We start from the raw sequence: 24,034 nt of genomic DNA, 5'->3' as shown, positions 1-24,034 counted from the left end.
CCTCGACCCGGCGCCCGGAGGGGACGTACGCCGTGGAGGAAGCCCGACGATGACGCCCCCACCCCCCTTGGGCCGCCCCCGGAACAAGGACGGGCTGACCTTCGACCCCGCCCTCGACGACACCGAACTCGCCACCGTCCGCGACGCACTGGCCAGAGGGCGCTGGGCGGACGCGCGGAGACTCCTCGCCGAGACCGGCGACGACTGGGACCGCCGCGGCCACCGCCTCACCGTCCTCGGCGAGGGTGCCAGCAGCGTCGCCTGGGCCCGGGAGTGGCAGCTCGCCGAGCCCGACAGCCCCGACGCCGCGGCCCTGCTGGCCAGTGCCACCGTCTTCCGGGCCGTGCGCGGCAAGGGCAGCCCCGAGGCGGCCCGCGCGTGTGCGCTGACCGCGGCCAGGATGGCCCCGGCCGATCCCTCCCCCTGGCTCGCCATCCTCGTCCTCGCCCGCCGGACCGGCACCGACGACGAGCGCGTCCGCGCCTTCGACCAGGTGCGCGCCCGTCACCGCGACCACCACCACGCGCACCATCTGATGGCTGCCTGTCTGGCCGAGCACCAGCGCGACGACCGGGACGACCCGCTGCACGAGGTCTACGACTTCGCCTCCTGGGCCGCCGAGCAGGCACCCGCCGACTCGCCCCTGGCCGTCCTGCCCGTGGTGGCCCACGCCGAGCGCTACCGCGTCCTCGCCCGGGCCGGTCTCGAACCCCGCGACCCCGCCCGCTCCGGGCACTGGACCACCCGGCGGGCCCGGCAGGTGATGAAGGCGGCCTTCGACTGGTGGCTGGAATGGGACATCGACGAGGACGCCGCGGACGCCGCCGCCACCGCGCACCCCCGGCGCAAGGTCGACCTCAACTACCTCGCCCACGCCAAGCTCTACGAGGGCCGGATGGCCGAGGCCGCGGCCCTGCTCACCCGCATCGGCCCGCACGCCGTGCGGGCCCCCTGGTCGTACCCCGACCGGGACCCCGCCAAGGCGTTCCACGCCGCCCGGCGCGCAGCGCTCGGCGCGGCGTGACCCGCGCGGACCCCGCGTCACCCCACGCGCGGCCCCGCCGGCCCGCGTGCGCACCCCAACCCGCTCACCCCCACGGGAAGGACGAACCCGCCATGTCGACGGGCACCACGAGCGAGATCAGCACCTTCAAGGGCCAGGACAGACGGCTGCGCGCCGACCGGATAGGCCTGGCCGGACTGTTGCTGTCGGTGGTCGCCGCCAGCGCGCCCCTGATGGTCACGGCCGGCGTCATGCCCACCACCTACGGGACCATGGGCATCGTCGGGCAGCCCCTCCTCTACGTCATCCTCGGCGTGGTGCTGACCCTGTTCAGCTTCGGCTACGCCGAGATGAGCCGTCATGTGCACAACGCCGGGGCCTTCTACGCCTACATCGCCCGCGGCCTGGGCGGTACCGCGGGCGCCGCCGCCTCCGTCGTCGCGCTGGTCGCCTACAGCGCCATGCAGTTCGCGATCTACGGCATCTTCGGCTACGAACTCTCCGGTCTGCTCGCCACGTATCTGCACGTCGACGTCGCGTGGTGGCTGCCCGCGCTCGGCGCCGTCACGATCGTCGGCGCTCTCGGCTGGCTCAAGGTAGACCTCAACGCCAAGGTCCTCGGCGTCCTGCTGCTCGTCGAGTGCGCCATGGTCGTCGTCTTCGACATCGCGGGCGTCACGAGCCCGGGCAAGGACGGCTTCTCCCTGCACGCCTTCAACCCCGAGACCCTCGGCGGCGCCGGGCTGGGCACCGCGCTCTGCTTCACCATCGCCTCCTTCGTCGGCTTCGAACAGGCCGCCGTCTACGCGGAGGAGACCAGCCGTCCGCAGGAGGTCGTCGCCCGGGTGACCTTCCTCGCCGTCGGCTTCGTCGCCCTCTTCTACGCCCTCGGCTCCTGGGCGCTGAGCGTGGCCGCCGGGCCGTCGCAGATCGTCGGCGCGTCCCGGCAGGAGGGCCCGAACCTGCTGTTCGCCCTCACCGCCGACCGGTTCGGAAGCACCTTCGCCGATGTGATGCACGTCTTCTACGTGACCGGCATGTTCGCCGCGATGCTCAGCTTCCACAACGTCGTCGCCCGCTACGCCTTCGCCATGGGCCGCGAGGGCCTGCTGCCCGCCGCCTTCGGCCGTACCTCCAAGGCCAGCGGGGCGCCCGCCCTCGGCTCGCTGCTCCAGAGCGTCGTCTCGCTGCTGATCGTCGTGGTCTTCGCGGTCACCGACGACAAGCCGCACGGCGATCCGACCGCGCCCGTCCTGCGGCTGTTCACCTGGATGGGCAACGTCGGCGCGCTCGGCGTCATCGTCCTGATGGTCGCCGCGAGCGCCGCCGTCATCGCCTTCTTCGTCCGGCGCGGCGCCGCTCGTGCCCAGGCCCCGCGGCTGATCGCCTCCGGCGTCGCCGGGCTCGCGCTGCTCGGCATCCTGGTCTATGCGGTCAAGGACTTCGACGTGCTGCTCGGCGCCGACCCCGGTTCCGTGCTGCGCTGGGTGCTGCCGGGCATCGTCGCCGCGGCGGTCGTCCTCGGGCTGGTCTACGGGCTGGTGCTGAAGTCCGCCCGGCCCGAGCGGCATGCCCGGATCGGGCTGGGGAACGAGGCGTTCCAGCTGGAGAAGGCGGCGGCCGCCTGCGCGGAGCCGGCGGCTTCCGAGGCGTCGGTCCGCTGACCGGTCAGGCCTCGAGTCCCTGGCCCACCCGCCGGGAGACCGTGAACGCGTACAGGTCCAGCACCCCCGGCGGCTCAGCCAGGCCGGGGCCGCCGGCCCGCACCCACGCGGCGATGTCCGCCAGCGCGTCGTCGTCGTTGACCAGGCCCAGCCACACGGGCCGCCCACCGGCGGCCCGGCCCGCCGCCGACGGCTGAACCACCATCACATTGGCCTGGTCGCAGACGTCCAGGCACTCCGACGCGCGGATCTGCGCGGCCCCGTCCACGGCGCCGCGCAGCTTCGCTATCTGCCCGCCGTGGTCGACGCCGGGCACCTTCGCCGGATCGCCGCAACAGCAGCCGCGGCAGACCGTGATCCGGCAGGGGGCGGGGGCGGCGGGGGAGCGGCGGGCGCTGTTGGAGATCACCGGCCCGATGATACGCAGACCTCCGCCGGCCGTCCGTTGACGAGAGGGTGACCGTGCGTACGGCACAACACCCCGGCGCACCGGCCTCTTTCGGAAAACCCCGGGTGACAACTGCTTGAAGCAGGAAGGAAACACCCGGCCGGTGGCTTTCACGGGGGCATTTCTTTTGAGCCAAAGGGCCGGAACGGATCTCCGGCGCGAACTCTAGCCAACGTGCGTACCGCTCCCTATTATTCGAACGCTCCCAGTCCTACGGACCGCGGGAGGGCAGCACAGTGGCTTGGCATGTGCATGCTCGTACCGCTTTCGCTCGAAGGACAATGCCGTGGTCCATGGCTCTTTCGTCGGTCCGGAACCACTCATTCCTGACGCTCCCGCAGTCGAGCCGGCACCCGGCCGGCCCACCCCCCACCGCTCGGGGGAAAGCGCGCATTCACCTTCGTGATTCCCGCGGTGCGGGCACTTCAGGATCCTTTCGTCTTCCCCTCGTGCCGTATGGCGCGAAGACAACCGACAGGAGAACCCATGCCCGGCGGCATTCTCACCGGCAGCGCGATCGCGGCATTACTCGCCGCGCCGTTCGCCACGCACAACCCGGCGGCCCTCATCACCCCGCCCCCCGACAAAATCGTGATCGAGATAGCGACCGTCAACGGATCGGGATGTCCCGCGGGAACCGCGGCGGTGGCCGTCGCCCCCGACAACACGGCCTTCACCGTCACCTACAGCGACTACCTGGCCCAGGTGGGCGTCGGTTCCAAGCCGACCGACTTCCGCAAGAACTGCCAGCTGAACCTGATCGTGCACGTGCCGCAGGGCTTCACCTACGCGATCGCCAGCGCCGACTACCGGGGCTTCGCCTCGCTGGAGTCCGGCGCCGTCGGCACCCAGAAGGCCTCGTACTACTTCCAGGGGTCCTCCACGACCACGCCGAGCAGCCACGGCTTCAGAGGCCCCTACAAGGACAACTGGCAGGCCAGCGACCGGGTCCCGGTCGGCGCACTGGTCTGGGCGCCCTGCGGGGAGAAGCGGAACTTCAACATCAACACCGAGCTGCGCGTCGGCGCCGGCAGCTCGGACCCCGCCAAGACGACGAGCTTCATGACGATGGACTCGACGGACGGCGACATCAACACCGTCTACCACCTGTCGTGGAAGGAGTGCCCCCGGCCCTGACCCCCGGGTGAGCGCGGTGGCGCTCGCAGGGTGGACGGGCTTGGTTTCGGCCGAGCAGGGCCGGAACCGAGCCCGTCCGGCGATCGAGGACGCGCCCGCAGGGCGCTCGCTGCCGCCGACGTGCCCGGGGCCGACGTGTCCCCGGCCGCGCCGCCGGGCGTCCCGGCTTTGCCCGCCTTTTGCGTACCGCGACTTTATGGCCGTACGACCGTTCCCACCTGCGGCGATAGCGCTCCGCACGCCGACCGTCACCCATAGGGTATAGACCTCTGGCGGAAATCGAGCGAATGTGGGAAATCCCCCTGCGAAGACGAGCGGCCCGCCGAGCCCCCGGAGCCGCCCAGGCGCCGGAGACGAGTCCTCGTTCAGCGCCCTTCGCGCTAGTCGATTGCCAGAGCCCCCTATGCCTCCCAGTAGCCACACCCTGAGCTCCTCGCATACGGCCCACGTTCTTCCCGGAGCCTTCCCCGCCGCGCCCGACCCCCTCCGAACCAGGGCGGCGCATCCGCAGCGACTCCTCGGCCACGGGAGCCACGGCACGTCCCGGACGCCCGGCATGCCGCTGTGCATGCACAGCCCGCCCTCCCGCTGGGCGCCGCACTACCTGCCGCCCGGTCTGCCGTCCCACACCATCTCGCTGCCGTCCTCGACCCGGTCCGTAGCGGCCGCGCGGCGCTTCTCCGAATGCCTGCTGAGCGACTGGGGCCTCACCGAGCTGGCGGCGGACACCGTGCTCCTGCTCTCCGAGCTGGTCACCAACGCCATCGTGCACGTCCCCGTGGCGGCCGGCGACGTGCGTCTCGTCCTCACCCGCGCCTTCGACCATCTGGTCGCCCAGGTCACCGATGCCGGCGGACTGCTGCCGCACTGCGCGGAGGCCGGTGTGGACAGCGAGAACGGGCGGGGGATGTGGCTGGTCGAGCAGATCGCCGCCCAGTGGGGCCACCACGCGTGCGACGAGGGCAAGACCGTCTGGTTCACACTGCGCATCCCGGCGGGCGCGCCCGGCGCCTGACCGGGGCCACCCGGGGGCCGGGGCTCCTCCCGACGAGCCGCCGGTGCCGTTTCCCCGGTCCCGCGGGCTGCGAGGAGGGCCGGTTCGGAGAGACCATGGAAGTCGCGCGGCGCACGGGACGAGGAGACGGGACGGACAGACCGGCACGAGGCCGCCGCACCACCCCGAGCGGGCGGAGGGAGGACCTCGCATGGGCCAAGCCGACACACCGTTCCGGCCCGAGCCCGGCCGGATCCCCGCCGGACGTGCCGCCCGGAACCAGCCGGGCAGCCTGCTGGACGTACTGAGCGTCGCCGCGGTGGTCCTGGACCAGGACGGCCGCATCGTGCTGTGGAGCCCCCAGGCCGAGGAACTGTTCGGCTGGACCGCGGGGGAGGCGCTGGGCACGTTCGCCGCCCGGCTGCTGGTCGCCGAGGAGGACTTCGAGACGGTCCTCGCGGAATTCGCCCGGGTGGTCAGCGGGGGCGGCGGCTGGGCCGGTGTCTTCCCCGCCCGGCACAAGAACGGCGGCTCCCGGCTGATCGAGCTGCGCACCATGCGGCTGGAGGACGAGGACGGCAGGCTCTACGGCCTCGGAATGGCCACCGACCAGGCCGTCCTGCGGGACGTCGAACGGGACCTGGCGCTCTCGCTCCGGCTGGTCGCCCAGTCCCCGATCGGGCTCGCCGTGCTGGACACCGAGCTGCGGTACGTGCTGGTCAACCCCGCCCTGGAGCGCATCAACGACCTGCCCGCCGAGCGGCACATCGGCCGGCATGTGCGGGACGCGCTGCCCCACGCGGACACCGAGCAGATCGAAGCCGCGATGCGCCGGGTCATGGCGACCGGCGTCCCGCTGCTGGACGAGTTCTCCGTCGGCCCTCCCGTGGGCAGCGGCCTGGGCCCCGACCTGGCCCTGCTGGTCTCCTACTACCGGCTGGAGGGCCCCGGCGGCCGACCGCTGGGCCTCGCCACCTCCGTCGTGGACGTCACCGACCGGCACCACACGGCCACCGAGGCCCGCCGCAGGCTGTCACTCGTCGCCGACGCCTCCGTGCTGATCGGCACCACCCTCGACCTGGACCAGACCGCCCGGGAGCTGGCCGAGGTCGTCGTGCCCGACCTGGCGGACGTGGCCGCCGTCGACGTCCTGGACACCGCCCTGAGCGGCACCCGCCCCGGTCCCCTCCCCGACGGGCAGGCGGCCGTCTTCCGGGCCCTGGCCGTGGCGGCGGGCGACTCGGCCGAGGCCGCCGACGCCGTCCGCGCGGCCGACCCCCCGGGACAGATCACCAAGTACGGCGCCGACCGGCTGGTCACCCAGTGCGTCAGCACCGGCCACCCCGTGCACATCGCCCACGTCACCCCCGCCGACCTGCCCCGCATCGCCCGGGACGAGGACGCCGTCCGGCTGCTGGCCGACGCCGGACTGCACTCCTACATGGCGGTACCGCTGATCGCCCGGGGCGAGGTGCTCGGCGCCCTGGACCTCAAGCGCATCGACAACCCGGCGCCCTTCGGCGAGGACGACGTCGTCCTCGCCGGCGAACTCGCCGCCCGCGCCGCGGTCTGCATCGACAATGCCCGCTGGTACCAGCGCGAACGCGCCACCGCCCTCACCCTCCAGCGCGATCTGCTGCCGCACCGGCCCCCGCGGCTGGTGGGCCTGGACATCGCCTACCGCTACCAGCCCGCCGGGCTCGCCAACAACGTCGGCGGCGACTGGTTCGACGCCATCCCGCAGCCCGGGGGCAAGAGCGCCCTCGTCGTCGGCGACGTGATGGGCAGCGGCATCAACGCCGCCGCGGCGATGGGGCAGCTGCGCACCGCCGCCCGTACCCTGACCGGCCTCGGCATCGACCCGGCCCAGGTGCTGCGCCACCTCGACGACACCGCCGCCGGGCTCGACCAGATGATCGCCACCTGCGTCTACGCGGTCTACGACCCCGAGCGCGGGCAGGCGTGCGTGGCCAACGCCGGACATCTGCCGCCCGTCGTCGTCCGCCCCGGCCGCCGCCCCGAACTGATCGAACTCCCTTCCGGGGCCCCGCTCGGCGTCGGCGGCATCCCCTTCGAGAGCGTCAAGGTGGAGCTGGCCCCCGGCGATCAGCTGATCCTCTACACCGACGGCCTGGTGGAGACCCGCGACCAGGCCATCGATTCCCGCCTGGAGACCCTCCTCGCCCTGCTCGACGGCCCGCCCCGGGAGCCGGAGGCCACCTGCGACCTGCTGCTGAGGGACCTGCCCGAAGGCAATGACGACGACGTCGCCCTGCTCATCGCGCGGGTCCGCACCGAGCGGGACCCCGTCAGCGAGCCCCCGCCCCCCACGTCACCGGCAGCTCTTTGAGGGCGTGCGAGCGGAACGAGGTGCGCCAGCGCAGCCGGTCCGCGGGGACGGCGAGTTCCAGGCCGGGGAACCGGCGCAGCAGCGTCTCCAGGGCGATCTGGATCTCCATCCGGGCCAGCGGCGCCCCGAGGCAGTAGTGGATGCCCTGGCCGAGCGCGAGGTGCGCCTTGTCCGCCCGGTGGATGTCGAAGCGGTTCGGATCCGGGTAGCGGGCGGGGTCGCGGTGGGCGGAGGCCAGACACAGCAGCACCGTGTCACCGACCGGGATCCGTACGCCGCCGAACTCCACGGGCTCGGTGGGGAAGCGGCGGATGGCCATCTGGTTGGGGTGCGCGTAGCGCAGCAGTTCCTCGACGGCCCCCGGCAGCAGCGCGGGGTCGGACCGTACCTCGGCGAGCTGGCCGGGGTGGCGCAGCAGGGTCAGCAGACCGCCGCTGATCAGGTGCTGGGCGTTCTCGCTGCCGGCCATGAGGATCAGGAAGGCGAGGGAGACCAGCTCGTCCTCACTGAGCCGGTCGCCGTCGTCGCGGGCGGCGATGAGCGCCGAGAGGAGATCGTCGCCGGGCGCCGCCCGACGGGCTGCGACGAGGTCCACCAGGAAGCGGTGGATGTGGTCCACGGCCTCCGCGATCTGCCCCGGGTGCTCCGGGGCGAGCATGGTCGCCACCCGGTCCGAGAAGGGCCGGCGGTCCGGCTCCGGCACCCCCAGCAGATCCCCGATGACGACCAGCGGCAGCGGGTTGGCGAACGCGGTGACGATGTCGACGGGGCCTTCGCGGAGGGCGAGTGCGTCGGCGAGCCGGTCGGCGGCGGCCTGAACCCGCCCCCGCAGGTCCTCCACGCGCCGCGGGGTGAAGCCCTTGGAGACCAGGCGGCGCAGCCGCAGATGGTCCTCGGGGTCGATGTTGAGGAGGTTGGCGTCCAGCGCCGGGGGCAGTGAGAAGCCCTTGTAGCCGACGCCGGACCGGTCCTTGTTGACCGACAGCCGCGGATCGGTGATGCCGGCGCGCACATCGGCCTCCCGGGTCACGAGCCAGACCGGGGAGCCGTCCGGCAGCGCGACGCGGTGCACGGGCGCTTCCTCGCGCAGCCGCGCGTAAGTGGGGTAGGGGTCGGTGAAGAACGCCCCCACGAACGGCTGGGGGAGGGCGGGGGTCGTGGTCCGGTCTGTCATGCGGTCTGCTCCGACGAGGCGTGGCTGAGCGGGATACGGGCGAGGGTGTCCGCCACGACCGGGGACGTGGCGAAGGCGCGGGCCAGCGTGCGCTGGAAGGACAGTTCGGCGGCCAGGTCCTGGGGTTCGGCGGCGATCGGGGTGACCGCGTGCTCGGCGGGTTGCAGGCCCCGCTCCTTGGCCCGCAAGGCGGCGGCGAGCAGCGCGGCCTCGACGGTCGCCGCGAGCGCGTCCCCCGTGAGCCCGGCGTCGGCGGCCCGCGCCCTGGCGGTGTCGGCGACGGCGGGGTCCATCCAGATCCGCAGCGCCCACTGGGCGTCCCGGATCTCGATCACCGTGCGGTACACCCGGGTACGCCGGTCCGCGTCCGGTTCGAGTTCGAGCACCGGCTCCGGCACCTGGGCGGTCAGGGCCCGGTGCAGGGGCCGCAGTTCGCGGTGGGCGCGGCGCAGATCGACGCGTGCCCACAGGGCGCTGAGCGAGCGCCCCCAGTCGGGCATCGTCCAGCCCGCCGTCTTCCCGATCGTGTTGACCGTGACCGCGATCGGCACGAGCGGCTCCCAGGCGTGGCCCGACGTGCCGAACTGCCCGGCGACGATGTCGGCGGCCCGGCAGCCCGCGTAGAGCAGGCCCGCGGGCAGTGTGAGGCTCACGAGCCGCAGACCCCGGCGCAGCCACGGGGTGGGGGCGATGTCGGCGTAGCGCCAGCACAGGATGCACACGTCGATCTGGTTCCAGGCGTAGGCGATCAGATAGACGGTGAGGTACGCGGGGTAGAACTGAGCCCTGCTCAGCGCGAAGTCGGTGGGGCGCTCGCGCAGCTCGGTGGCCACGGAGAACAGCGTCACCATGATGAGGAGCGTGATGCCGATGCCGATGAGGCGCGGCAGGGCCTTGCGCCAGGCGACGTCCCGCTCGTAGGTGAGGTGCAGCAGGACCAACTGCTGGCAGGCGGTCAGGAGCATGACGCAGCTCTGGGTGAACAGGCCCGAGAAGTTACGGATGCCCACCGCCTCGCTGGTCGCCACCCAGACCGCCGGGGTCGACACGGTGAAGATCAGGAAGGGGATGAGGAAGTTGCCGGCGAGGGCCCACTGCGCCGGGGACCGGTCGACGCGCAGGACTCTCGCCTTGTAGCCGAACGCGAGCAGGTTCACCGCGGCGCACGTCGGATACATGACGCTGTTCAGGGTGTTGTTCATTCGTTCACCGTTCGTCTCGCTCACGGTCCGGGCGCTCCAGCGCGGACAGCCGGGCCGCGAGTTCCGCGGCCTCCGGGGGCACTTCCCACACGCGGCGGGTGGTCCAGGTGCCGATGCGCCGGCCGAGGAGGGAGCCGATGAACTCGGCCTCGCGCTCGGCCGGCGAGTGCGCGTGCTCGCGGCCCAGGACCCGGCGCACCAGCTCCGGGTCGAGGGAGGGCAGCAGCAGCCGGGTCGCCTCGGGGGTCAGCACCGGGGCCGCCTCGTGGTCGCAGACGAAATGCCCGATCTCGTGCAGGATGACCTGGCGTTGGTGAATGGGTGCGAGCCGCGCCTCGAACGCGATGAAGTCCCGCTCCTCCGCCGATACCCACATCCCGTCGGGGCTGCCGGGCGGAAGGGCGAGCGGCACCAGATGAATGGGCCGGCCGAACCGCTGGCCGAGATGATCACAGAGCGACTGAATGGTCAGTTCGCCCGGAGGAAGCCGGAGCGCGCGGACGCGCTCCTCACATTCGAGCCGGAACGAGGTGAATTCACGGTCCGGCTCTTTCCGGCGCCAGCGCATCACCATCATCAACGGTCGTGGTGCGGGGCCGACGGCCCGGGCGGCGCGGGAAGTTCCCGTAACTCGTTCTGCGCCTGGGCGGCGGAGGCGAGGATTTCCTGGAGCAGTCCCGACAGCCGGTCCACGGGCGGCGCGTGGCCGGCGCCGTGCCCTGTGCCGGGCGCGAAAGAGGCGGGGGAGATGGGGGAGGAGGTGCGCAGGGCCACGCCCTCCACGCGCTGGGACCGCAGCACGCGCAGGGTCTCCAGCTCCTCGTTCACCTGGTGGAAGACCTGCTCGTCCAGGAAGTACGCGTCACGGGAAATGCCCAGGCTGTAGGAGACCTTGAGGAGGGTCTCCAGGGTGAGGTTCGAGCCGTCCGCGGATTCCGCGTGGGACAGCGTCCGCTTGGAGACACCCGCGCGCTCGGCCAACCCCGCCAGGGTGAAGGGCCCTTCGGGATGGTGCTGGCGTACGTACCGCAGCCGGCGGCCGATTTCGGCCTTCGCCGCCTGGATCCGCTGCTCCAGGGAGGGCCGTGCCGACGCCTCCGGAGCCCCGCCCCCCTGATTCATCCTTCAACCTCTCGGATGTCGACGCGTGGCATGGCCGGCGCCACGGCGCGGCGCTCTGCCGACCGGAGGACTCTAACTTCCTGGTGAAGCCCCTAGCCAGTCACCGACCGGCCGTTCCACGGCCGGGCGCCCGCCCCGCGCACGGCGGTCACACCGGCCCGCGAATCGATTGCCCGGCTTACTGACGGTGCATACGGATATGGGGCCGAGTGCGAGTGCATTATGTTGCAACTTCGATGCAGCAAGTTGCGATGACCGGATCGGGATGACTAACGTCCCCGGTGTTACGTGCGGCGGTCACTCAGAGCCACGGGGGTGCATTGAGTGACACCGCCGTTTCTTTTTTCTTGCGTCCTCGAACGCGCGTGCGCGTAAAATACGGACACCATGTACCGCACCATGATGAAGTCCAAGATCCATCGCGCCACCGTGACCCAGGCGGACCTGCACTATGTGGGTTCCCTGACGATCGACGCCGATCTGATGGAAGCCGCCGACCTGCTGCCCGGCGAGAAGGTCGACATCGTCGACATCGACAACGGCGCCCGGCTGTCGACTTACGTGATCGAGGGGCCCCGCGGCTCCGGAGTGATCGGCATCAACGGTGCCGCCGCCCGTCTGATCAGCCCCGGCGACCTGGTCATCATCATCGCCTACGGGACGATGGACACCGCCGAGGCCGCCGCCTTCGAGCCCCGCGTCGTCTTCGTCGACGAGCACAACGCCGTCGTCGACCTCGGCAGCGACCCGGCCGCCGTCCCGGACGGGTCCGGGCTGCGCCGGGGCGACCTCGTCGAGAGCTGAGCCGGCCCGGACCGGCCGGGCCGCACGCCCCCGGGGCCCGCACCGGATCACGGGAGCGCGTGGCGCCGGTCGGGATGTCCGCCGAGCCGCGCACCGGGCGGTCCGGCGTCGCGCCGCGGCCGGCCGGCCGCCCGGCCGGGAGGCCGCGCCCCCTCGTCCGCGCCGGGCGGCCGCAACCCCGGTCGGTACCCACGACCGCCATGGGCCGCCGGCCGCCGGCCGCCCCCGGCGGCGAAGCGCCCCGCGCCGCGACCGAGGGCCCCCTCGCCCGGACCGGCCGGCCGGACCACGCCGTCGCACCGCCCGGCGGCATCGGCCGGCAGGTCCTTGAAGGCGACCGCCACCCGCACCAGCCAGGCCGTCTCCGCGGCGAGGTCGGTGAACGCCGGCCCCTCGGGCCCGCCCCGGGCGCGGTCGGCGTCGGCCACCGTCCGGCCCCGCGCCCGGGCCCGCAGGGCCGAGGCGATCCGCAGGGCCTCGACCCTGGCCCGCAGCGCGTCCCCGGACAGCCCCGCCGCACGGCTCGCGCGCGTCAGCTCCGCCAGCGCCCCGGGGTCGGTGTGGGCCCGCAGGGCCAGCTGCCCGTCCCTGATCTCGATGACCCGGCGGTACAACCGGAACTCCAACTGCCGCAGCGCCAGCCGGTCGGCGAGTTCACCGCGCGCCGGGGCGAGCGCGATGCCGGGGACGGCCTCGTGGAGCGCGGCCCACAGCGGATAGAGCCGCCGGTGCCGCCGGTAGGCCGTCACCCACCGGCCCGCCGCGGCCACGCGCGGACCCCACCCCGGCAGCGTCCAGCCCACCAGCACGAGCGCGGAGCCGAGATCCCCGCACAGCCAGGCGAGGGTCTCCAGACGGCGCAGATCGAAACCGAGCACGATGCCGAGGACGTTGCCGGCCCGGATGGCGCCGTAGCCGAGGGTGATGGACGCCCCGACGGCCGTGACCCGCAGCCCCCGCCGCAGCCAGGTCCGGCCGGCCACCGCCGAGTACCCCCAGCAGACGCGCACGACGGTGATCTCGCCGATGAGGTACGCCCCGCTGTAGAGGGACAGATAGGCGATGTAGTACGGGTCGTGCACGTAGTAGAGGGTGAAGTCCCGCGGGCGCTGCGCGGTCGGGGCCAGCAGCAGGAAGAGGACGACCAGCGAGGCGACGGCCGCCGCCCCGAAGCACAGCTGCAGCCGGGCCAGCACCCGGGCCCGCTCGGGCGGGCGCGCCCAGTACGTCAGCACCACCTGCTGGCCGACGAGAAGCGCCATCACACAGCTCTGGCCGAGCAGTGCCGCGATGTTCGGCACCCCCAGGAGACGGTCGACGCGGACCCACACCGGGGGCAGGGAGATGAAGAAGCTCAGACCCGAGAGGGCGAAGACGGTGCACAGGGCGAGCAGGGCGGGGTCCGCCGGGTTCTGCCGCAGGGAACGGAGCTTGTAGAACAGGCCGGCCCAGGCGGCGACGGCGCCGAACGCGTGGAGGGAGGTGATCACGTCTCGTCCAGGGTGGAGCTGCGCAGCGACCGGTCCAGCCGCTCGACGCTTTCGGCTGCCTCGGTGGGCACGGTCCAGTTGCGCTCCAAGGGGCGCCGGTTGGCCTCCTGGAGGATCAGCGAGGCGATCATCTCGGCTTCCTGTTCCTCGGCCGAGGTGTAGTACGTGCGTTGCAGCACGCTCTGAACCATGCGGGGGTCGAGCGTCGGCAGCACCAGCCGCGAGGTCTCCTCGCCCAAAACCGCGTTCTCCTTGTGACCGCAGATCACATGGCCCAGCTCGTGGGCGATGATGTGCTCCTGATGGAGCGGACTGGTGTCCTCTTCGTAGAAGATGTAGTCGACTTCGGGCCCAGATATCCACAGTCCGCACGGCCCGTCCACGGGCAGGTGGACGGGCTCCAGACGGATGGGCCGGCCATGGCGCTCGGCCACCCGGGCGCACAGCTCCCAGACATCGAACGGTATGGGTATGTCCAAGCTGCGAACCCGTTCCAGGCTTCGCCGGTGCAGCCTCTTGAAGTTCACGGTGTGGGTCCCCCCGTGGCGTTGTCGCGCCGTGCTCCCGACGTGCTAGGGGTGTTGCCGCTCGGGCCGGTTGGCCGGCAGGCCCTCCAGCTCGCGGACACGCTCGATCACTTCGTTGATCGAATGCAGACTCTTGGGGGACAGCCCGGCCGCCCGCAGCGCGACCCGCTGCACCTGGGTGTCGCGGAAGGCGACGAGCAGGCGCAAATCGGCGTTGACGGCCTCGGTCACCCGGTCGTCGAAGAAATAGGCCGGCGGCACACCGAAGAACTTCGCCAGCGCCTCCACATGCCGCAGCGTCGGGTTGTCACGCTGGCCCTTGCGTAGCAGCCAGATGTAGCTCCCGGAGATCGACACACCCCCGGCGGTGATCGAGCGCGCCACTTCCTCGGTGCTGTACGGCTCACGGCCGGCCGGGACCACCGTGTTGAACAAATGGTTGAGCTTGTCGGCGAGCGTGTGCTCGGCAGGGGCGTCGGGGTCGTTGATCATCACACCTCCCTCCAGCGGGTCAATCTAGCGTAGAGGCCCCGCAAGGACCCCATGAGGCGCACCCGGCAATGCAGTTGACAGTCGTACCGGTCGCTGCCTAGCGTCGCTGGTGTCGGTGGGATCAACTGGTGTTGGATCGCCCGCTCCGGCGATCGACTGCCAGTTGGCGAGGCGGGGGCCCCGGGTAACTGTCTTCGTCACGTGCGTGATTTCCATCGCGGTCCGTCGGAGGAGTTCCTGGAAGGGTGTCGTGACGACTTCGCAATGTGCTCGATCGGGAGAGTTGGCAACGGACGCGGGGCCCGCGGAGTTCGCGGTGCGTGAGGGGCGCGTACACAGCGAGAACGGATCGGACCGCTGTCTGACGGCGGTGGTCTGCCTCGACGCGTTACTGCCCGCCGACTCCCCCCGGGTGGCCGGTGAGGACCCCCGCCATGTCCAGGCGCTCGCCAAGCTCGACACGCGCCTTCCGCCGATCATCGTCCACCGCTCCACGATGCGCGTCGTCGACGGCATGCACCGGCTGCATGCCGCGCGGCTGCGCGGCGAGGACCGCATCACGGTCCGCTTCTTCGAGGGCAGCGAGGCGGACGCCTTCGTCTACGGCGTCAGGCTCAACACCCTCCAGGGGCTGCCACTCACCCAGGCCGACCGCACCGCCGCCGCCGAGCGCATCATCGGCACCCACCCGCAGTGGTCGGACCGGCTGATCGCCTCGGCCACCGGGCTCGCCGCGAGCACCGTCGCCTCCCTGCGCCGGCGTTCGAGTGCGGGCGCCGCGCAGTTGAACGCCAGGACCGGCCGCGACGGGCGGGTCCGCCCGCTCAACGCGGCGGAGGGCCGCCGCCGGGCGGTCGCCCTCATCACCGCCAAGCCGCACGCCAGTCTGCGGGAGATCGCCGACGTCGCCGGAATAGCCGTCGGCACCGCGCGGGACGTACGGCAGCGGCTGCGCCTGGGAGAGGACCCGGTGCCCAAGAAGCTGCGGGAGGCGGAGAGCCGGACCGCCGGCGAGCCCCCCGTGGCACTGCGCGAGCCCCCCGCGGCCGCCGCGCCGGCCACCACGGGCGCGGAGCAGCCGCTGCCCAATCTGCGCCGGGACCCCTCCCTGCGCTTCACCGAGGGCGGCCGGGCGCTGCTGCAGCTGCTGAGCGCCCACGCCATGGGCGGCGACCGGTGGCAGCGACTCGTCGAGAGCGTGCCCGCCCATCGCACCGCGATGGTGGCCCAGGCCGCCCGCAACTGCGCGGAAGCGTGGCTCCGCTTCGCCCTGGAACTGGAACGCAAGGGAGCTTGAGCCCGTCACCGGACGGGCTGCGGTGTCCTGTCCTCAAACGCCGGACGGGCTGATGGCGGCCGAGCCCAGCCAAATCAAGCCCGTCCGGCGATTGAGGACGCGCCCGCAGGGCGCCATGCCGCCGCAGGCGGCGCGACACCCCCCGGCAGGGAGGGGCTCAGTGCGCCAACCCCCGGCAAGGGGAGAGGCTCAGTCCCGCAGCCGGATACGGAACGCACCCTGCTTGTCCGTCTGCGTGAGCGAAGCCTCGCCCCGCGCCTTGGCGTACGCCCCGGTGCCGCCGGTCACCGCGGCGGTGCCGGTGTGCGGGCCGCGGCCGAAACGGTCGGTCATGGAGGTCAGCACCAAGGTGCCGTTCTCGGTGCGCAGCACCCGCTGGCACTGCACGACCACACCCTCGTACCGGGCGAGGACCACGTCGCAGCGGTCACTGCCGTCACCGACCCGGCGGCCGGCCGTCTCCTTGCCGTCCCGGCCCGTCTCGGTGGTGTGCACGTCGAAGTAACTCACCCAGTGGTCCCCGGCCTTGGGGTATTCGGGCCGGGTGTCGCTCTTCTCCACGGTGGTCAACCGCAGCTCCGTGTCCTCCTGGGCGGCGGAGGCGGTGTGCGGGGACGTCAGGCCGAAGGCCACGGCACCGAGGGACGCCGCGGCGGCGGCGACGGCGGCGACGGTGCGGCGGGGACGAGCACGGAACATCGGTTCCTCCAGGTCGGGTCGGGAGCGGTCCGCCGGACCACCGGGCTCCCCCCACCCGCCTCGTCCGACGCCGCGTTCACCTCGACTCCCGACCGTACCGCCCGGCCGACGCCGCCGACAGAACATCACCCGCCAGAGAAAGCGGCCGTCCGGTGGGACGACGACGACCGGAAATCCGTCCGCTATGCGGGCAATCCCGGCGCCGGTGGCAGCTCGTCGAGGGTCGGATACGACGGCTGCGCACCCGCCTTGGTGACGGACGCGGCCCCGACCCGCACCGCGAACCGCGCGGCCGCGGCCAGCGGTGCGCCCGCCGCGAGCCGCACCGCCAGGGCCCCGGTGAACGCGTCCCCGGCGCCCGTGGTGTCCACGACCCGGGCGGGGGCGCCCGGCACCGTCACCGGCTCCGTGTCCGTGTGGTCCAGGGCGAGCGCGCCGTCGCCGCCCAGGGTGACCACGACCGACCGGGCGCCCTGGTCCCGCAGGGCGCGCGCCCATGCGGCGGCGGTGCCGTCCGCGAGCCCGGACAGCTGCCGCGCCTCGTGCTCGTTGACCACCAACGGATCGGCTGCCGCCAGCAGTTCGGGATCGAGCCGGTCCGGCGTGGGGGAGGGGTTCAGCACGACCCGGGTGCCGGTCTCCCGCGCCACGGCGGCGGCCGCCCGTACGGTCGCGGGCGGGACCTCCAGTTGTAGCGAGACGACCGCCGACGCGGCGACGGTCTCCCGGGCCGAGGTGACGTCGTCCGGCGTGAGACGGTCGTTGGCGCCGGGGGAGACCACGATGGAGTTGTCCCCGTCGGGGCCCACCACGATCAGCGCGGTGCCCGTCCGCGCACCCGCCTCGACCAGCACGTGCCGCAGCTCGGTGCCGGCCTCCCGCTGGGCGGCCAGCACCAGTTCGCCGTAGGCGTCGTCACCCACCCGCGCGAGCAACGCCGTCCGCGCGCCGAGCCGGGCCGCCGCCGCGGCCTGATTGGCCCCCTTGCCGCCCGCCGACTCGACCAGGTCACCACCGTGCACGGTCTCGCCCGCTTCCGGACGCCGGTCCACCCGGACCGTCAGGTCCGCGTTGGCCGAACCGATCACCAGCACGTCGTACGTCCGCGTACCGCCGGACTTCTCGCTCACCGTCATACTCCCACTGTCCCAGCCGGACGGTCCCGGCCGTTTCGTCGCCCCCGGCGTCCCGTCGCACGCGGCCCGCGCCCGCCGGTCAGCCGGACCAGAACCAGTCGGCGACCTCCGGCAGGTCCACCCCGTGTTCGCGGATCCAGGCGTGGTGGCGGGTGCGGACGTCGGTCATGGCCTGCCGCACGGACGCCGCGCGGACCCCGAGGCCGGGGACCCGGTCGATGACGTCCATGACGAGCCGGTAGCGGTCGAGGTCGTTGCGGACGACCATGTCGAAGGGCGTGGTCGTGGCCCCCCTCTCCTTGTAACCGCGCACATGGGTATGGGCGTGGCCGGTGCGGCGGTAGGTGAGCCGGTGGATCAGCCACGGGTAGCCGTGGTAGGCGAAGATGACCGGCTTGTCGGGGGTGAACAGCGCGTCGTACTCCGCGTCGGTCATGCCGTGCGGGTGTTCCCCGTGCGGCAGGAGCCGGGTCATGTCGACCACGTTGACGACGCGTACGGCCAGCTCGGGCAGGTGACGGCGGAGCAGGTCGGCGGCGGCCAGCGTCTCCTGGGTGGGGACGTCGCCGGCGCAGCCGAGCACGACGTCCGGTTCGCGTTCCCCGGTCTCCGTGCCCGCCCAGTCCCACACCCCGGCGCCCCGCGCGCAGTGGGCACGGGCCTCGTCCATGCCGAGCCAGTCGAAGCAGGGCTGCTTGCCCGCGACGATGACGTTGACGTAGTCACGGCTGCGCAGGGCGTGATCGGCGACGGACAGCAGGGTGTTGGCGTCCGGCGGCAGATACACCCGGACGACCTCGGGGGACTTGTTGAGGACGTGGTCGACGAAGCCGGGGTCCTGGTGGGAGAAGCCGTTGTGGTCCTGCCGCCAGACGTGTGAGGTGAGCAGGTAGTTGAGGGAGGCCACCGGGCGGCGCCAGGGCAGCGCCCGGGAGGTGCGCAGCCACTTGATGTGCTGGTTGACCATGGAGTCGACGATGTGGGCGAACGCCTCGTAGCACGAGAACAGCCCGTGCCGGCCCGTCAGCAGGTACCCCTCCAGCCAGCCCTGGCACAGGTGCTCGGAGAGCACCTCCATGACCCGGCCGTCATGGGCCAGGTGTTCGTCGGTGTCCAGGGTGCGGGCCTGCCAGGCCTTGCCGGTGGCCGCGTAGAGGGCCTCCAGCCGGTTGGACTCGGTCTCGTCCGGGCCGACCACCCGGAAGTTCCGGCTGCCGGCGGTGTCGGCCATGATCTGGGCGAGGAACCGGCCGAGGATCCGGGTGGGTTCGTGGTGTGCCACCCCGGGCTTGTCGACGGGGACGGCGAAGTGCTCCAGCGGCGGCATCGGCAGGGACCGCAGCAGCAGACCGCCGTTGGCGTGCGGGTTGGCGCCCAGCCGCCGGTTGCCCCCGGGCACGCAGGCCAGCACCTCCGGACGGGGCCCGCCGTGCTCGTCGAAGAGTTCCTCCGGCCGGTACGAGCGCAGCCAGTCCTCGAGCTGGCGCAGGTGCTCGGGGTTGTCGCGGACCTGTGACAGCGGAACCTGGTGGGAGCGCCAGGTGTCTTCGACGGGAAGGCCGTCGACCTCGGCCGGCCCGGTCCAGCCCTTGGGGGTGCGCAGCACGATCAGGGGCCAGTGCGGCCGGTCGGTGACGCCCTCCTCGCGGGCCACGCGCTGGGCGGCGGCAATGTGGTCCAGCGCCCGGTCCATGGCGTGCGCCATCGCCCGGTGCACCCGCGCCGGGTCGTCGCCGCTCACGTAGAGGGGTTCGTGGCCGTAGCCGCGCAGCAGCCGGTCCAGTTCCTCGTCCGGGAGCCGGGACAGCACGGTGGGGTTGGCGATCTTGTAGCCGTTGAGGTGCAGGATCGGCAGGACCGCGCCGTCGTGGACGGGGTCGAGGAACTTGTTCGCGTGCCAGGACGTGGCGAGCGGCCCGGTCTCGGCCTCGCCGTCGCCGATGACGCAGGCGACCAGCAGATGGGGGTTGTCCAGGGCGGCACCGTAGGCGTGGGCCAGGGAATACCCCAGCTCGCCGCCCTCGTGGATCGAACCGGGCGTCTCGGGGGCGACGTGGCTGGGCACCCCGCCGGGGAAGGAGAACTGCCGGAAGAGCCGTTCCATGCCCGCCGTGTCCCGGCTCACGTCCGGATAGACCTCACCGTAGCTGCCGTCCAGCCAGGAGTTGGCGAGCACGGCGGGTCCGCCGTGCCCCGGCCCCCAGACGCAGATCGCGTCGAGGTCCCGTGCCGTGACGACACGGTTGAGGTGGGTGTGCACGAGGTTGAGCCCGGGGGAGGTGCCCCAGTGGCCCAGCAGCCGTGGCTTGATGTGTTCCGGCTCCAGCGGCACCGCCAGCAGCGGGTTGTCCAGCAGATAGATCTGGCCGACCGACAGGTAGTTGGCCGCGCGCCAGTGGGCGTCCAGGGCCGCCACCTCGCGGTCGGAGAGGTCGTGGGCATCCGGCTCGGCCCAGTGGGCGGGAGGCTGGGGGTGCGTGGGCACGGGGGTCTCCTCGGTGATGGCCGGACGGGCTGCCGCTGCCGCGAGTACCCCGTTCGGGGCAGGGGAAACGAGGGCGGCGCCGGCGCGAGGGGGCCCGGCCACCCCCACACACTCACTGCGGGTGACGGTTCGCTCGCGTCGAGTCGCGCGTTCGGCCCATGCGCGGCATGCTGAGAGCCGTGGCCGACACCGGCCGCCCCGGCCCCGGCGCCGATCCGTTCACGGGTACGCGAGGGTGGCGACCGGGCGGACGGTGTTCCGGCCGGCACTCCTTGTCACACGAGCGAGGGGACCACTATGAGCATGGCCGAGACGACGTCCCCCCGGTGTGTGCGCGACGCACCCGACACGGCGGCCCTCTTCCTGCGGATGGCCGCCCTGCCCGACGGGCCCGAACGGGACCGGCTGCGGCAGGAGGTGATCGCCGCGTGGCTGCCCATGGCCGAGCGCATCAGCCGGCGGTTCCGCGCGAGCGGGGAGAGCCCGGCGGACCTGCGGCAGGTGGCGGCCCTGGCACTGGTCAACGCCGTGGACCGGTTCGATCCGGAGCTGGGCTTCGCGTTCGAGTCCTTCGCCGTCCCCACCATCAACGGCGAACTCAAACGACACGTCCGCGACCACGTGTGGTCCCTGCGCATCCCCCGCAGGGACCAGGAACTGCGCTCCGCCGTCCGCTCCGCCCAGGGCCGGCTGGAACAGCGCGCCGCCGGCGGCCGGGTCACCCTCACCGAACTGGCCGTGGAGGCCGGGCTGACGGAGGAGGAGGTGCGGCGCGGGCTCGACGCCGACGGCGTGCACCGCACGCTCTCGCTGGACCAGCCGTCCTCCGGGCTCGGTGAACTGCCGCTCGCCGACACCCTCGGCCGCGCCGACCGCACCCTGGACCTCGTCCTGGACCGCCAGTCCCTCAGGCCCCTGCTGGACGCGCTCCCCGAACGGGAGAAGTCCGTCCTGTACTGGCGGTTCTTCGCGGGCCTCACCCAGAAGCAGATCGGTGCCCGGCTGGGCGTCTCCCAGATGCAGATCTCCCGCATCCTCGCCCGCACCTGCGCCCGGCTGCGCGAGCAATTGCTCGCACCGGTGTGAGGCTGCCCCACCCCCCCCACCGGCTGCCACCGCCCGTCCACCGTCGAAGGGATCCCCCTCATGCTGATGGCTCACCCGGCGGTTCTGCGCGACCTGCTCGACCGGTACGAAAGGCTGCGCGCCGTCGCGGGCGAACGGGTCGTCCGCGCGCACGTCTACCGCCGGCTCCAGGACACCGCCTACACCTTGTGCGTCACCACCGGCACCCGCGACATAGACGCCGCCCTGCGCGCCGCGCGATCGCGGCTGGCGCAATATCCGACGGCCGAGGCCCTCGCCGTCTGATCGCTCGTCCCCTCCACACGACAGGCCAGGCGCCCCACCATGACCTCACGCCATACCCATCTGACCCCCGATCTGCCGCCGATCGTCGAGGTGCCCGACCTTCCCGGTGCCCCGCACCCCCACGACCCCCGCACCGACCACGGTGAACGCGAGCCGCACCGCGAGGAGCCACCCGACGGCTCGTCCGGGCGGCACGCACCCGCCGACTGAACGCGGCGTCCGGGCATGGCAGTGGCGTCCACCATGAAGCACGGTGGACGCCACGGACGCGCGAGTAAGGGCTCCGGCGGCTGACTGTGGCTCCCTCCCCACGCGGGCTGTGCCGGACGCGGACCGCTGCCCGCGCCCCCGGGGGAGACTCAGTAGCGGCCGTTGTGGCCGTTGTGCCCGTCGTGGTCCTTGTGGTCCCCGTGGTCGCCATCGGCGTTGACGCAGGTGTTGCCGAAGGTCGGGTTCAGCAGACCGACGATGTCAACGGTGTTGCCGCAGAGGTTGATCGGGATGTGCAGCGGGACCTGAATGACGTTGCCGGAGATGATGCCGGGCGAACCGACGGCCGCACCCTTCGCGCCGGAGTCGGCGACGGCGATGCCCGCCGCACCCGTGATGGCGGTGCCGGCGGCGACGGTCAGGATGGCTGCCTTGGCGATACGCGACATGACTAAACCTTTCTAAGGGGCGTTGAGCGGCAATTGTTACCGCCGAAATGGCGACGGTTGAGCCAATTCGGGCCCGGGGAGACATGATTAACCCGGAAAGGTCAATAAGTCGTATGAAATGCGGGGTCTTATGCGGCTTCGAATTCCCTGGGTATTCCGTCGTGGCCGAGACGCGTTTTCCGCCGGATTTCCGTCGGCGTTTCCCCGTATCCGGACCGGCTTCCCGGGGTGATCGCAGCACCTCCTTCGGTGCGGCCGGATCTGTGACCTGCGTCACCCCCCAGGGTGGCCGACCCCTGCACCGCACCCCCCGTGCAGCTCCGCCCAGGGCATGCTCTAAGGTGCGCGTTTGGCGTGGCCGCCCCTGTCTACGTACAGTTCTTCGAAGCTTCAATGAAGATCAGACGAACTGGGAAACGACAGCGCCGATGACGGTCACAGAAGAAAGCCGGGACGGTGCGGGTCACCAGTCCGGCGAGTCCGGTATCGATCCGGAGCGCATGGCGATGTGCCTGAGCGTCCTCGAGGAACTCGACGCACTGCCCGTCGACCACCCCGACGCCATCGAGATCCGCCGGGCCACCGCGGGCATCTACCGGACCGTCAAGCAGCGCCGCCGCCAGGAGCGCCGGGCCGCCAAGACCGCCAACGACCGGGCCGTGACCGAGGCCACCGCCACCGGCGCCGCCGACCGCATCGACGACGAGACGCGCGGCATACCCCTGGCCGCCACCTCCGCCGCCCAGATCGTCGGCATCCTGGAGCGCCCCCGCTCCTGCTACATCTGCAAGACCCGCTACACCGAGGTCGACGCCTTCTACCACCAGCTGTGCCAGCCCTGCGCCGCCGAGAACCGTGCCCGCCGCGACGCCCGCACGGACCTGACCGGCAAGCGCGCGCTGCTCACCGGCGGCCGGGCGAAGATCGGCATGTACATCGCGCTGCGGCTGCTGCGCGACGGGGCGCACACCACCGTCACCACGCGCTTCCCCAATGACGCCATCCGGCGGTTCAAGGCCATGCCGGACAGCGCGGACTGGCTGCACCGCCTCAAGATCGTCGGGATCGATCTGCGCGACCCCGCCCAGGTCGTCGCCCTGGCCGACTCCGTCGCCGCCGAGGGCCCGCTCGACATCCTGATCAACAACGCGGCCCAGACCGTGCGCCGCAGCCCCTCCGCCTACCGCGAGCTGGTCGCCGCCGAGGCCGCCCCGCTGCCCGCCGGCGAGCTGCCCGCCTCGGTCGTCTTCGGTGCCTTCGGCAGCGGCGCCCAGGCCGCCCTGCCCGCCCCGGCCGGCAGCCGGCACGACGAGCTGACCCCCCAGGCCCTGACCGACCTGGCCCTGACCAGCGGCTCCGCCTCGCTCGCGCGGGTCGAGGCGGGCACCGCCATCGACGCGGGCGGGCTCGTACCGGACCTGGACGCCACGAACACCTGGGTCCAGACGGTGAGCGAGGTCGACCCCGTCGAACTCCTCGAAGTGCAGCTGTGCAATGTGACCGCGCCGTTCGTGCTGGTCAGCCGGCTGCGCCCGGCGATGGCCGCGTCCGCCGCCCGCCGTAAGTACGTGGTGAACGTCTCCGCGATGGAGGGCGTCTTCAGCCGCGGTTACAAGGGCGCCGGCCACCCGCACACCAACATGGCCAAGGCCGCCCTGAACATGCTCACCCGCACCAGCGCCCAGGAGATGCTGGAGAGCGACGGCATCCTGATGACCGCCGTCGACACCGGCTGGATCACGGACGAGCGCCCGCACCCCGACAAGGTGCGCCTCGCCGAGGAGGGCTTCCACGCCCCCCTCGACCTCGTCGACGGCGCGGCCCGGGTCTACGACCCGATCGTCCGCGGCGAGCAGGGCGAGGACCTCTACGGCTGCTTCCTCAAGGACTACGCCCCCGCCAACTGGTGACGTGGCCGTGCGGCGGCACCCGCGGGGGAGCCGCCGCCCCCGTCGGCCCGTCCGGCGGCCCCTGAACCCC

General features: G+C 72.5%; 23 protein-coding genes. 11 read left to right on the top strand and 12 right to left on the bottom strand.

The features are described from left to right. The first annotated feature begins 49 nt into the window (after positions 1-49). On the top strand, positions 50-1,024 hold the full coding sequence (locus ACZ6MA_RS08775; protein ID WP_469432167.1) for a hypothetical protein: 975 nt from the start codon (positions 50-52) through the stop codon (positions 1,022-1,024). 92 nt (positions 1,025-1,116) lie between these two features. Further along, a complete protein-coding gene (locus ACZ6MA_RS08770; protein ID WP_469432166.1) occupies positions 1,117-2,667 on the top strand; it encodes an APC family permease in 1,551 nt (516 codons plus the stop codon). A gap of 4 nt (positions 2,668-2,671) precedes the next feature. On the opposite strand, the gene ACZ6MA_RS08765 is transcribed toward ACZ6MA_RS08770, so the two are convergent. Beyond that, on the bottom strand, positions 2,672-3,073 hold the full coding sequence (locus ACZ6MA_RS08765; RefSeq protein WP_469432301.1) for a (2Fe-2S) ferredoxin domain-containing protein: 402 nt from the start codon (positions 3,071-3,073) through the stop codon (positions 2,672-2,674). Between the two features lie 528 nt (positions 3,074-3,601). Between ACZ6MA_RS08765 and ACZ6MA_RS08760 the strand changes: the two genes are divergently transcribed. From ACZ6MA_RS08760 to ACZ6MA_RS08750, 3 genes are all read left to right on the top strand, one after another. Beyond that, on the top strand, positions 3,602-4,252 hold the full coding sequence (locus ACZ6MA_RS08760) for a DUF4360 domain-containing protein (RefSeq protein ID WP_469432165.1): 651 nt from the start codon (positions 3,602-3,604) through the stop codon (positions 4,250-4,252). A 568-nt stretch (positions 4,253-4,820) separates the two neighbouring features. Then, positions 4,821-5,267, top strand: a complete 447-nt coding sequence (locus ACZ6MA_RS08755) for an ATP-binding protein (protein WP_469432163.1) — start codon at positions 4,821-4,823, stop codon at positions 5,265-5,267. A gap of 190 nt (positions 5,268-5,457) precedes the next feature. Next, positions 5,458-7,596, top strand: coding sequence for a SpoIIE family protein phosphatase (locus ACZ6MA_RS08750; RefSeq protein WP_469432162.1), 2,139 nt, complete (start codon positions 5,458-5,460; stop codon positions 7,594-7,596). Here ACZ6MA_RS08750 and ACZ6MA_RS08745 read toward each other — a convergent pair. Genes ACZ6MA_RS08745 through ACZ6MA_RS08730 form a run of 4 tightly spaced genes read right to left on the bottom strand, consistent with a single transcriptional unit; the run spans position 7,556 to position 11,094 of the window. Next, complete coding sequence (locus ACZ6MA_RS08745) at positions 7,556-8,770, bottom strand: cytochrome P450 family protein (protein ID WP_469432161.1); 1,215 nt, start codon at positions 8,768-8,770, stop codon at positions 7,556-7,558. The genes ACZ6MA_RS08750 and ACZ6MA_RS08745 overlap by 41 nt on opposite strands. Continuing rightward, on the bottom strand, positions 8,767-9,972 hold the full coding sequence (locus ACZ6MA_RS08740) for an MAB_1171c family putative transporter (RefSeq protein ID WP_469432160.1): 1,206 nt from the start codon (positions 9,970-9,972) through the stop codon (positions 8,767-8,769). Before ACZ6MA_RS08740 ends, ACZ6MA_RS08745 begins: the two co-directional genes overlap by 4 nt. A gap of 4 nt (positions 9,973-9,976) precedes the next feature. Further along, positions 9,977-10,549 carry an ImmA/IrrE family metallo-endopeptidase gene (locus ACZ6MA_RS08735; RefSeq protein ID WP_469432159.1) on the bottom strand — a complete coding sequence of 191 codons (573 nt, stop codon included), beginning with the start codon at positions 10,547-10,549 and terminating at the stop codon, positions 9,977-9,979. Continuing rightward, positions 10,549-11,094 carry a helix-turn-helix domain-containing protein gene (locus ACZ6MA_RS08730; protein ID WP_469432157.1) on the bottom strand — a complete coding sequence of 182 codons (546 nt, stop codon included), beginning with the start codon at positions 11,092-11,094 and terminating at the stop codon, positions 10,549-10,551. The genes ACZ6MA_RS08735 and ACZ6MA_RS08730 overlap by 1 nt, the downstream gene beginning before the upstream one ends. A gap of 387 nt (positions 11,095-11,481) precedes the next feature. Here ACZ6MA_RS08730 and panD point away from each other — a divergent pair, with 387 nt between their 5' ends. Then, positions 11,482-11,898: an aspartate 1-decarboxylase gene (gene panD / locus ACZ6MA_RS08725; protein WP_469432156.1), complete on the top strand. Its 417-nt coding sequence runs from the start codon at positions 11,482-11,484 to the stop codon at positions 11,896-11,898. A gap of 47 nt (positions 11,899-11,945) precedes the next feature. Here panD and ACZ6MA_RS08720 read toward each other — a convergent pair whose 3' ends face one another. From ACZ6MA_RS08720 to ACZ6MA_RS08710, 3 genes are all read right to left on the bottom strand, one after another. Next, positions 11,946-13,388, bottom strand: coding sequence for an MAB_1171c family putative transporter (locus tag ACZ6MA_RS08720; RefSeq protein ID WP_469432155.1), 1,443 nt, complete (start codon positions 13,386-13,388; stop codon positions 11,946-11,948). Continuing rightward, on the bottom strand, positions 13,385-13,867 hold the full coding sequence (locus ACZ6MA_RS08715) for an ImmA/IrrE family metallo-endopeptidase (protein WP_469432153.1): 483 nt from the start codon (positions 13,865-13,867) through the stop codon (positions 13,385-13,387). Before ACZ6MA_RS08715 ends, ACZ6MA_RS08720 begins: the two co-directional genes overlap by 4 nt. 93 nt (positions 13,868-13,960) lie before the next feature. After that, on the bottom strand, positions 13,961-14,407 hold the full coding sequence (locus tag ACZ6MA_RS08710; protein WP_469432152.1) for a helix-turn-helix domain-containing protein: 447 nt from the start codon (positions 14,405-14,407) through the stop codon (positions 13,961-13,963). 316 nt (positions 14,408-14,723) lie between these two features. Between ACZ6MA_RS08710 and ACZ6MA_RS08705 the strand changes: the two genes are divergently transcribed. Then, positions 14,724-15,704 carry a streptomycin biosynthesis protein gene (locus tag ACZ6MA_RS08705; RefSeq protein WP_469432150.1) on the top strand — a complete coding sequence of 327 codons (981 nt, stop codon included), beginning with the start codon at positions 14,724-14,726 and terminating at the stop codon, positions 15,702-15,704. Positions 15,705-15,893: 189 nt separating this feature from the next. Here ACZ6MA_RS08705 and ACZ6MA_RS08700 read toward each other — a convergent pair whose 3' ends face one another. From ACZ6MA_RS08700 to ACZ6MA_RS08690, 3 genes are all read right to left on the bottom strand, one after another. After that, positions 15,894-16,403: a hypothetical protein gene (locus ACZ6MA_RS08700; RefSeq protein ID WP_469432148.1), complete on the bottom strand. Its 510-nt coding sequence runs from the start codon at positions 16,401-16,403 to the stop codon at positions 15,894-15,896. 182 nt (positions 16,404-16,585) lie between these two features. Beyond that, positions 16,586-17,539, bottom strand: coding sequence for a ribokinase (locus ACZ6MA_RS08695; protein ID WP_469432147.1), 954 nt, complete (start codon positions 17,537-17,539; stop codon positions 16,586-16,588). A 79-nt stretch (positions 17,540-17,618) separates the two neighbouring features. Further along, complete coding sequence (locus ACZ6MA_RS08690; RefSeq protein WP_469432146.1) at positions 17,619-20,024, bottom strand: phosphoketolase family protein; 2,406 nt, start codon at positions 20,022-20,024, stop codon at positions 17,619-17,621. 297 nt (positions 20,025-20,321) lie between these two features. Between ACZ6MA_RS08690 and ACZ6MA_RS08685 the strand changes: the two genes are divergently transcribed. From ACZ6MA_RS08685 to ACZ6MA_RS08675, 3 genes are read left to right on the top strand one after another with little or no spacing between them, the layout of a single operon-like run. Continuing rightward, on the top strand, positions 20,322-21,110 hold the full coding sequence (locus ACZ6MA_RS08685; RefSeq protein WP_469432144.1) for a sigma-70 family RNA polymerase sigma factor: 789 nt from the start codon (positions 20,322-20,324) through the stop codon (positions 21,108-21,110). A gap of 60 nt (positions 21,111-21,170) precedes the next feature. Then, a complete protein-coding gene (locus tag ACZ6MA_RS08680) occupies positions 21,171-21,395 on the top strand; it encodes a DUF5133 domain-containing protein (RefSeq protein WP_469432142.1) in 225 nt (74 codons plus the stop codon). Between the two features lie 39 nt (positions 21,396-21,434). After that, complete coding sequence (locus tag ACZ6MA_RS08675; protein ID WP_469432141.1) at positions 21,435-21,605, top strand: hypothetical protein; 171 nt, start codon at positions 21,435-21,437, stop codon at positions 21,603-21,605. Between the two features lie 149 nt (positions 21,606-21,754). Here the strand turns inward: ACZ6MA_RS08675 and ACZ6MA_RS08670 are convergent, their stop codons facing one another. Continuing rightward, a complete protein-coding gene (locus tag ACZ6MA_RS08670) occupies positions 21,755-22,054 on the bottom strand; it encodes a chaplin (RefSeq protein ID WP_469432139.1) in 300 nt (99 codons plus the stop codon). Between the two features lie 428 nt (positions 22,055-22,482). Between ACZ6MA_RS08670 and ACZ6MA_RS08665 the strand changes: the two genes are divergently transcribed. Next, the gene (locus ACZ6MA_RS08665; protein WP_469432137.1) at positions 22,483-23,964 is read left to right on the top strand and encodes an SDR family NAD(P)-dependent oxidoreductase; all 1,482 of its coding nucleotides are present in this window, start codon (positions 22,483-22,485) and stop codon (positions 23,962-23,964) included. Positions 23,965-24,034: the final 70 nt, after the last annotated feature.

Source organism: Streptomyces sp. NPDC042259 (assembly GCF_055582085.1).
This window is presented reverse-complemented; position numbering and strand designations above follow the sequence as displayed.

Coding starts and splice junctions, on each gene's coding strand:
- ACZ6MA_RS08775 (WP_469432167.1), top strand. CDS start 50: ATGACGCCCCCACCCCCCTTGGGCCGCCCCCGGAACAAGGACGGGCTG.
- ACZ6MA_RS08770 (WP_469432166.1), top strand. CDS start 1,117: ATGTCGACGGGCACCACGAGCGAGATCAGCACCTTCAAGGGCCAGGAC.
- ACZ6MA_RS08760 (WP_469432165.1), top strand. CDS start 3,602: ATGCCCGGCGGCATTCTCACCGGCAGCGCGATCGCGGCATTACTCGCC.
- ACZ6MA_RS08755 (WP_469432163.1), top strand. CDS start 4,821: ATGCACAGCCCGCCCTCCCGCTGGGCGCCGCACTACCTGCCGCCCGGT.
- ACZ6MA_RS08750 (WP_469432162.1), top strand. CDS start 5,458: ATGGGCCAAGCCGACACACCGTTCCGGCCCGAGCCCGGCCGGATCCCC.
- ACZ6MA_RS08745 (WP_469432161.1), bottom strand. CDS start 8,770: ATGACAGACCGGACCACGACCCCCGCCCTCCCCCAGCCGTTCGTGGGG.
- ACZ6MA_RS08740 (WP_469432160.1), bottom strand. CDS start 9,972: ATGAACAACACCCTGAACAGCGTCATGTATCCGACGTGCGCCGCGGTG.
- ACZ6MA_RS08735 (WP_469432159.1), bottom strand. CDS start 10,549: ATGATGGTGATGCGCTGGCGCCGGAAAGAGCCGGACCGTGAATTCACC.
- ACZ6MA_RS08730 (WP_469432157.1), bottom strand. CDS start 11,094: ATGAATCAGGGGGGCGGGGCTCCGGAGGCGTCGGCACGGCCCTCCCTG.
- panD (WP_469432156.1), top strand. CDS start 11,482: ATGTACCGCACCATGATGAAGTCCAAGATCCATCGCGCCACCGTGACC.
- ACZ6MA_RS08710 (WP_469432152.1), bottom strand. CDS start 14,407: ATGATCAACGACCCCGACGCCCCTGCCGAGCACACGCTCGCCGACAAG.
- ACZ6MA_RS08700 (WP_469432148.1), bottom strand. CDS start 16,403: ATGTTCCGTGCTCGTCCCCGCCGCACCGTCGCCGCCGTCGCCGCCGCC.
- ACZ6MA_RS08695 (WP_469432147.1), bottom strand. CDS start 17,539: ATGACGGTGAGCGAGAAGTCCGGCGGTACGCGGACGTACGACGTGCTG.
- ACZ6MA_RS08685 (WP_469432144.1), top strand. CDS start 20,322: ATGAGCATGGCCGAGACGACGTCCCCCCGGTGTGTGCGCGACGCACCC.
- ACZ6MA_RS08680 (WP_469432142.1), top strand. CDS start 21,171: ATGCTGATGGCTCACCCGGCGGTTCTGCGCGACCTGCTCGACCGGTAC.
- ACZ6MA_RS08675 (WP_469432141.1), top strand. CDS start 21,435: ATGACCTCACGCCATACCCATCTGACCCCCGATCTGCCGCCGATCGTC.
- ACZ6MA_RS08670 (WP_469432139.1), bottom strand. CDS start 22,054: ATGTCGCGTATCGCCAAGGCAGCCATCCTGACCGTCGCCGCCGGCACC.
- ACZ6MA_RS08665 (WP_469432137.1), top strand. CDS start 22,483: ATGACGGTCACAGAAGAAAGCCGGGACGGTGCGGGTCACCAGTCCGGC.